The sequence below is a fragment of the Acidobacteriota bacterium genome, from assembly GCA_030774055.1.
GTDB lineage: Bacteria > Acidobacteriota > Terriglobia > Terriglobales > Acidobacteriaceae > JACPNR01.
In genome coordinates this window covers 1-5,823 of the sequence record JALYLW010000057.1, presented here as the reverse complement: position 1 = coordinate 5,823, position 5,823 = coordinate 1, and the positions used below count along the sequence as shown (strand labels likewise).

Genomic DNA, 5,823 nt, shown 5'->3' with positions numbered 1-5,823 from the left:
GCCGACACTTCCCGCGCCGACGCTCCTTGGGCGAAAATTTGTTCGGCAGTCGTTTCTTTGCTCGTCACAGCGCGCCCCTTCTTGGCTTTCTGCTTGGCTTTCTTCGCGCCCTTCTTGCCGGTATTAGCCGCCATGAGATGACGCCTACCTTTGGGCGCAGCAGCATACTGCCAAGCAGATGCAGCTTTCAACGCGATTCTCTCCCGAAAACGTCATTTTGCGGCAAACCCAGCGGCCGTAGTCGCATCCCTACTCGGCAACATCCAGCAAGCAGCCGCGAGTACCGGGTCATTGTTGACCACGGTGCGATACCATCTCGCTATGACACGTCCTCTAGCGCAGAGACTCGTCGCCGAGTTCCTCGGGACGCTATTCCTGGTCGCCGCCGTCGTCGGCTCGGGGATCATGGGCGAGCGGCTGAGTGGTGGCAACGTCGCACTCGCGCTCCTCTGCAATACCCTCGCGACGGGCGCGGCGCTGGTGGCGCTTATCTTTGCGTTTGGCGGCGTCTCCGGTGCGCACCTGAATCCGGCCGTCACGCTGGCGGACGCGCTCGCCGGCGGTCTGCCGTGGCGCGACGTCCCCGGCTACGTCGTCGCACAGTTCCTCGGGGGGATCGCGGGGATCGCCATCACGCACATCATGTTTGCGCAGACCATGTTCGGGCAAACCATGTTCGGGCAAACCATGTTCGCGCACACCATGTTCGGGCAGGAGCTGTTCACCGCCTCGCAGCACGCGCGCAACGGGTGGCCGCAGGTGTTCAGCGAGTTCGTGGCAACGTTCGGACTGCTGGCGGTGATCTGGGGTGCAAGCGAACGTGGCTCGCGCTCGCGGCCGAACGCCGTCCCGTTCGCGGTTGCCGGGTACATCATGGCGGCGTCCTGGTTCACCGCATCCACGTCATTCGCGAATCCGGCGGTCACGGTGGCGCGGGCGCTCACCAACACGTTCTCCGGCATCCGTCCGCAGGACGTGCCCGCGTTCCTCGCGGCGCAATTTGCAGGCGCACTGGCGGCGACCGCCGTCTTCCGGTGGCTGCTGCCGCCGCTGGTTGCCAGCGAGATCGCCAAGGAGATACTCATGCCACATGAAGAGAAGCCGAAGGCATCTACTACCGAAGGCCCTCGCACCTTCCTCTTCGCATGCACCCACAACGCCGGCCGCTCGCAGATGGCGGCGGCGCTGTTCAACCGCTACGCCGATCCGCACTGTTGCCGCGGCATCTCCGCCGGGACAGCGCCGGCGGAGCGCGTCCACCCTGCAGTCGTCGAGGTGATGAACGAACTCGGAGTGGATCTAGCGAAAGCGCGTCCGCAAGAACTCGATGAGCGGCTCGCGGCGAGCGCGGATGTTCTGGTCACGATGGGGTGTGGCGAGAACTGTCCGTACGTGCCGGGGCTGAAGGTGGTGGACTGGCAGCTTCCTGATCCCAAGGGCCAACCCATCGATATGGTGCGCAGGCTGCGCGAGGACATCGGGAACCGCGTGAAGGAGCTGCTGCGGGCGGAGTGCGGACAAGAGGTCCAGCGAACGTGACGCTTACTCGTGAGATTCTCACTGTCCTCCTGTTTTCCAACCTCGCTAGCCTCGCTATTCGGGCAGGCGCCTCGGCTCGCCGATCCCCGCGTCGCGGATTCAGCGATCGCCGCCGAGGTGACCAAGGTGCGCGCTGTCGATGATCACACGCACGTCCCTCGCCTCCTCGCCGCCGGGGAAAAGGACGAGGAGTACGATGCCCTGCCCTGCGGCGGGTACCTAGAGCCGATGTCCGACCCGCTGTTGGCGCGTCCGGAGGAGAACGCGCTCTATCGCGCGGCCTGGAAAGCATTGTGGGGAGCGGAGAACGGCAAGCAAGCGGCCGAAGCACGCGCCCGAAAGAGGAAAGACCTGGGCGACCAGTATCCCGCTTGGGTGCTCGACCAGCTAGCGCCTAGCCGAAACCGCCGACGCTCCGTTACAATGAAACATGATTCACTTTCCTGTTCCCGAAGCCCTCACCTTTGATGACGTGTTGCTGCTGCCTGCGCGCTCGGACGTTGTTCCGGCGCAGGTCAACACGCAGACGCGGCTCTCGCGCAACATCACGCTGAATATCCCCATCATCAGCGCGGCCATGGACACCGTGACCGAGTCGCGCCTGGCCATCGCCATCGCGCAGCAGGGCGGATTGGGGATCGTCCATCGCAACCTCACCATCGAGCAGCAGGCTGGTGAAGTGGACAAGGTGAAGCGCTCGGAGAGCGGCATGATCGTGGACCCGATCACCATGTCGCCCGACGATAAAGTCTCGGAAGCGCTCGAAGTGATGCGCCGTTATCGCATCTCGGGCGTGCCCATCACCAAGGCGAAGAAGCTGGTCGGCATCCTCACCAACCGCGACCTGCGGTTTGTCAGCCGTACCGATGTGCCCATCTCGAAGGTGATGACCAAAGACAATCTGATCACCGTGCCCGTAGGGACCACGCTCGACGATGCGGAAGAGATCCTGCACAAGCATCGCGTGGAGAAGCTGCTCGTCGTGGACGACAAGTTCCAGCTCAAGGGACTGATCACGGTAAAAGACATCCAGAAGAAGATGAAGTATCCGAGCGCGGCCAAGGATGCGCACGGACGGCTGCGCTGCGGCGCGGCCATCGGCGCGACCGGCGACTTCCTGGAGCGCGCGCAGGAGCTGGCCAAGGCGAAGGTCGACGCGCTGGCCATCGATTCGGCGCACGGACATTCCACCCGCGTTATCGAGGCCATCAAAGCCATCAAGGCGAAGCTGCCGGAGATCGACTTGCTCGCCGGCAACGTGGGCACCTTTGACGGCGCGTGCGAGTTGGCGAAGGCAGGGGCGGATGCGATCAAGGTCGGCATCGGTCCCGGGTCGATCTGCACCACGCGCATTGTGACGGGCGCGGGCGTGCCGCAGATCACCGCCATCGCGGAAGCGGCGCGCGCCACCAAAGACGCGAACATCCCGGTGATCGCCGATGGCGGCATCAAGTACTCGGGCGACGTGACCAAGGCGCTGGCCGCGGGCGCCAGCGTGGTGATGATCGGGTCGCTCTTCGCCGGAACGGACGAGAGCCCGGGCGAGACCATCCTTTATCAGGGGCGGCAGTTCAAGTCGTATCGCGGCATGGGGTCGCTCTCCGCGATGGCTTCCGGGTCCCACGAGCGCTACTCACAGAATCTTGATGGCGAATCTTCTGCCGCGCTCGCCGGCGACGAAGATGGCGACATGCGGACGAATCGCCTGCAGAAGTTCGTCCCGGAAGGCATCGAGGGCCGAGTGCCCTACCGCGGTCCGTTGGCCTCAATGATCTATCAGCTGGTCGGTGGCTTGCGCTCCGGCATGGGCTACTGCGGCACGCAGACGATCGCGGAGCTAAAAGAAAAAGCGCGCTTCATCCGCATCTCTGGTGCGGGCCTGCGCGAGAGCCACGTGCACGACGTCGTCATCACGCGCGAAGCCCCGAACTACCGCGTCGAGTAACGGTGACCAACCACACCGGCGATCGCAGTGGCATCTTCGATCTACGCGTCGCCCTCCGGGCTTTGGGCCCGGCGGTGGCGTGGACGCTGTTTAATATTGCTGCCGCCGGTGATCTGTTCTCGGCGCGGCACACCGGCACGTTCCTCGCCTGGTTCTTCCAAACTTTTTTCCCGAACGCTCCCTCTCACTGGTTCGACGTCACTCACACCCTGCTGCGTAAGGGCGCACATTTTTTCAATTACGCCATGCTGAGCTGGCTGTGGTTTCGCGCCGCACGCTACTGGGAGCTCCGCGAGCGCTCGCGCGCGTGGCAGCTGCGCTGGGCGCTGTGGGGACTCGCTTTCGCCATCGCAACCGCTGTTGGCGACGAAACCTTGCAGCATTTCGTCCCTTCACGCACTGGAACCGCGACGGACGTAGTGCTCGATGGGTGCGGCGCACTCTTCGCGCAGTTCGTCATTGCCGGAGTGTGGCGGGCGCGGGAGCGCGCGGCGCGCTCGCAGGCGCGCTCGCGAACAACAGCATGAGCGCGGCCACCATGGCCAGCGCAGCGGATAACCCGAAGGGCACGCGCGCGCCGTACTGCTGCCACAGCTCGCCGGTGATCAGGCTCGCGAGCAGCGTGGTGATGCTGGTGACGAAGTAGAAGAAGCCGAGCGCGCGTCCGCGCTTCGGTTCAGGTGCGTAGTCCACCACCAGCGCGCGCAGCACGGGATTGGTGAGCGAGTAGAAGAGTCCGTAGCTGGCCATCGCGGCCCAGATGGCGGCGCGCGACGGCGCTGCCGCGAACACCGCATAGACCGCCGCGAAGACGATGTATCCCGCCGCAGCCACGAAGTGGCGCGGCACCTTGTCGCTGAGTTTGCCCGCGGGCCATGAGGTCAGCGTATACGTGATGTTGAAGACCAGGCCGAGCAGCGGCGCATAGCTCGCCGCGATGCCGGCGTCGGCGGCGCGCAATACCAGGAACATGTCACTCGAGTTGCCGAGCGAGAACAGCGCCACCGCGAGCAGCACATAGTGGAAGCGCCAGGGCAATCCGGGACGCAGCGTGAAGGGTGCGGCTGATTGCTTCGCGGCCCGCGTGTGTTCCGCCGGCTCACGCACGAATAGCCAGACCACGAGGATAGCGAGCCCGCCGGGGAGGGCCGCGGCCCAGAAGACGGCGCGCATCCCGTGATGCGTGAGGATGAACAGCGCCAGCAGCGGTCCGGCGATGGCGCCGGCGGAATCCATCGCCTGGAGAAGTCCGAACGCGGAACCGCGGCGCTCCGGCTCAACCGATTCTGCGACCATCACATCGCGCGGCGCGCCGCGGATCCCCTTCGCCGTCCGATCGGCAAAGCGGATGATGAGCACCTGCCACCACGCGGTCGCGACCGCGAGCATGGGTTTTGCCACGTTCGCCAGCGCGTAGCCGAAGACGACCAGCGGCTTGCGCCGCGAGACGCGGTCGGTAAAGTATCCGGAGAAAAGCTTGGCGCCCGCTGCCACGCTCTCGGCGATGCCTTCGATGATGCCGAGTTGCGCTGGACCAGCGCCGATGGAAGCGAGGAACGCGGGGAGGATCCAGTAAGCCATCTCGCTGGCGGTGTCGTTGAGAAAACTGGTCGCACCAAAGAGGTAGACGTTGCGGCGCTCGCGCGGCGATGGCATTGCTACTCCTATATCAGAAAGACGGGCCCAAAAGCAGAAAGCGCCCGCGGATGCGGGCGCTTTGAAGTGAGCCTCTGACTACTACTCTTTCTTGTATTCTTTCTTGTCTTCGCCGGCGTCGGCGAGAGGCACTTCGCCCTGCTCTTCCATCTGCTTGCGCGTCTCTTCGATGCGCTTGGTGCGGCGCTCTGCCGTCTTTTCCTTCTTGGCTTCGAGTGTCTTTTCGGCGCCCAGCAGCTCGATCCAAGCGGTCTCGGTGCCATCGCCCTTTTTCCACCCCTTGCGGATGATGCGCAGGTAGCCGCCTTCGCGGTCGCCAAAGCGAGGCGCGAGGTCGAACAGCTTGTCGACCGCGGCGCGGGTCATGAGAAAAGCGGCAGCCTGCCGGCGGGCAGCAAGGTCGCCACGCTTCCCCAAAGTGATCATCTTCTCGACGTGCGGACGCATGAACTTCGCCCTGACGGCCGAAGTCTCGATGCGCTCCTCGAGGATGAGCGAGGTGACAAGGTTGCGCAGCAACGCGCGACGGTGCGAGGTGTTACGTCCGAGTTTCCAGGTTGCGATCTTGTGGCGCATGGACTCTTCTCTCTGTCGCCGGATAAAGCCGGCTCGATTCTCTTATACCGGCTGGAGCGCAAGCCTGAAGGCCCGCTCCACCCATGTGTTCTCGCGCGGAGGTGGGC

The 5,823-nt window shown here is 64.5% G+C and carries 5 protein-coding genes and 1 pseudogene; 4 read left to right on the top strand and 2 right to left on the bottom strand.

Annotated features, from left to right (window positions below):
- Positions 1-321: 321 nt before the first annotated feature.
- The 4 genes and pseudogenes from M3P27_04625 to M3P27_04610 all read left to right on the top strand — a co-directional run bounded on the left by M3P27_04625 (position 322) and on the right by M3P27_04610 (position 4,011).
- Positions 322-1,050: pseudogene (locus M3P27_04625) on the top strand (aquaporin family protein).
- Positions 1,051-1,173: 123 nt separating this feature from the next.
- Entirely contained in the window at positions 1,174-1,539 is a 366-nt protein-coding gene (locus tag M3P27_04620) for an arsenate reductase ArsC (GenBank protein MDP9267596.1), read from the top strand.
- 430 nt (positions 1,540-1,969) lie between these two features.
- Entirely contained in the window at positions 1,970-3,484 is a 1,515-nt protein-coding gene (gene guaB, locus M3P27_04615) for an IMP dehydrogenase (protein ID MDP9267595.1), read from the top strand.
- 2 nt (positions 3,485-3,486) lie between these two features.
- Positions 3,487-4,011 (top strand): VanZ family protein, encoded by a 525-nt coding sequence (locus M3P27_04610; protein ID MDP9267594.1) that lies wholly within the window; start codon positions 3,487-3,489, stop codon positions 4,009-4,011.
- On the opposite strand, the gene M3P27_04605 is transcribed toward M3P27_04610, so the two are convergent.
- The gene (locus M3P27_04605) at positions 3,941-5,140 is read right to left on the bottom strand and encodes an MFS transporter (GenBank protein ID MDP9267593.1); all 1,200 of its coding nucleotides are present in this window, start codon (positions 5,138-5,140) and stop codon (positions 3,941-3,943) included. The two genes, M3P27_04610 and M3P27_04605, sit on opposite strands and share 71 nt — an antisense overlap.
- A gap of 81 nt (positions 5,141-5,221) precedes the next feature.
- Positions 5,222-5,716: a 50S ribosomal protein L17 gene (gene rplQ / locus M3P27_04600; protein ID MDP9267592.1), complete on the bottom strand. Its 495-nt coding sequence runs from the start codon at positions 5,714-5,716 to the stop codon at positions 5,222-5,224.
- Positions 5,717-5,823 lie beyond the last annotated feature (107 nt).

Coding starts and splice junctions, on each gene's coding strand:
- M3P27_04620 (MDP9267596.1), top strand. CDS start 1,174: ATGGCGGCGGCGCTGTTCAACCGCTACGCCGATCCGCACTGTTGCCGC.
- guaB (MDP9267595.1), top strand. CDS start 1,970: ATGATTCACTTTCCTGTTCCCGAAGCCCTCACCTTTGATGACGTGTTG.
- M3P27_04605 (MDP9267593.1), bottom strand. CDS start 5,140: ATGCCATCGCCGCGCGAGCGCCGCAACGTCTACCTCTTTGGTGCGACC.
- rplQ (MDP9267592.1), bottom strand. CDS start 5,716: ATGCGCCACAAGATCGCAACCTGGAAACTCGGACGTAACACCTCGCAC.